The organism is Tepidimonas sp., assembly GCF_046292505.1.
Taxonomy (GTDB): domain Bacteria; phylum Pseudomonadota; class Gammaproteobacteria; order Burkholderiales; family Burkholderiaceae_C; genus Tepidimonas.
The window spans coordinates 1-1352 of sequence record NZ_JBKBQX010000090.1; the positions used below are offsets into that span (position 1 = coordinate 1).

Consider the following 1352-nt stretch of genomic DNA (forward strand, 5'->3'; position numbering starts at 1 on the left):
CCAGGAGGGTCACAAGCTCAAAACACTGCGGGCGCCGTGCTGGCAGGCCGGATGTATACGCCGGACTACGAAACGTCGGCCGAATTCGACGCGATGCAGACGCAATCGCCGTTGGCAGCTGGACAACTGGCGGCGATTCCCGCGGGCTTTGACATCCGCTACAGCAACGCGCTGCAGTATCGTGTGCAAACCGGGGGGGTCACGGCCTCGGTGATGTATGGTTTTGGTGAAGCTGGAAACTCGTCCTCCAACTCCCGCTTCGCGGGCCTGATGGGCATGTACAAGGGTGATGGCTATGCCGTGGGCATGGGCTACAACACCCGCAACAACGAGTTGGGCCAGAGATCGCTGACGACTACCACCGTCGGCGGCTGGATCAACGTCGGCCCAGGCAAGCTCAGCGCGGTGTATTCGCGTCACCGCGACGACCATCCGAGCAACTTGTCGTCGATCGCGGCTACGCTGATCGGGAACGGTGTGCCAGCTGCCGCCGCCAACCTCGTGCAGACCGCTTATATGAACGCGCTTAAGCAGCGCTTTGATCTGGTCAACATCGGCTACCGCGTCATTTCAGGTCCGCACACGGTCACGGTGGCCATGACGAACCGCAACGAAAAGACCTCGTACAACGCCGATGCCCGCTCGTATGGAGTAGCGTACACTTACGCGCTGTCCAAGCGTACCGATCTCAATGCGGTGCTCGTGCGTTTTGACAACCGCAAAAATGGCCAAGCTGCTCCGGGCGGGAATGGTTATCTGGGTGGTGTCACGCGCCAGGCTGGAGTCGACAGCATGGCGCTGGGCCTCAGTTTGCGTCACCGGTTCTGAAACGGCTGCGGAGGGCCTGCGCAAACCGCAGGCCTGCTTGGCATGACACTCGGGTCAAGAAGGGCGGAGTCAATAATCAAGTGCAACACCCCTGATCTGCCTTGCACGTGACCCTGCCACCGCCTCATGGGAACCCGTTATCAGCACCTGAGCGCCGAGGAGCGCGCCACCATCATGATCCTGCTGCAACAGGGCTGCTCGGCACGCAGCATTGCCCGCACGCTGCGACGCTCGCCGTCGACGGTGACGCGCGAGATCCGGCGCGTGCATCAGTGGCCGCAGCGCTCGGCCTTCGTGCCGGCAGGCAGCAGCTGCACCTACGATGCGCGGGCAGCCGGCGCGCGTGCTTGCGCGATGCGCCTCAAGCGCCGACGCCACCCCAAGCTGGCCGAAGACGGCGTGCTCTTCGGCGTGGTGCACCACTTTCTGCTGGAGGGCTGGTCGCCATCTCAGATTGCCGGCACACTCAAGCGCATGTGGCCCGACGATCTGGATCGCCGCGTCTCGCACGAGACCATCTACAA

2 protein-coding genes are annotated in these 1352 nt (G+C 63.0%); both read left to right on the forward strand.

Annotated elements, in window-relative coordinates; all coding sequences use genetic code 11:
* On the forward strand, positions 1-828 hold an 828-nt coding region (locus ACK4TH_RS11855; RefSeq protein WP_409626724.1), incomplete at its 5' end, for a porin.
* 126 nt (positions 829-954) lie between these two features.
* Positions 955-1352, forward strand: a 398-nt coding sequence (locus ACK4TH_RS11860; RefSeq protein ID WP_409626726.1) for a transposase, incomplete at its 3' end; no start/stop codon positions are given.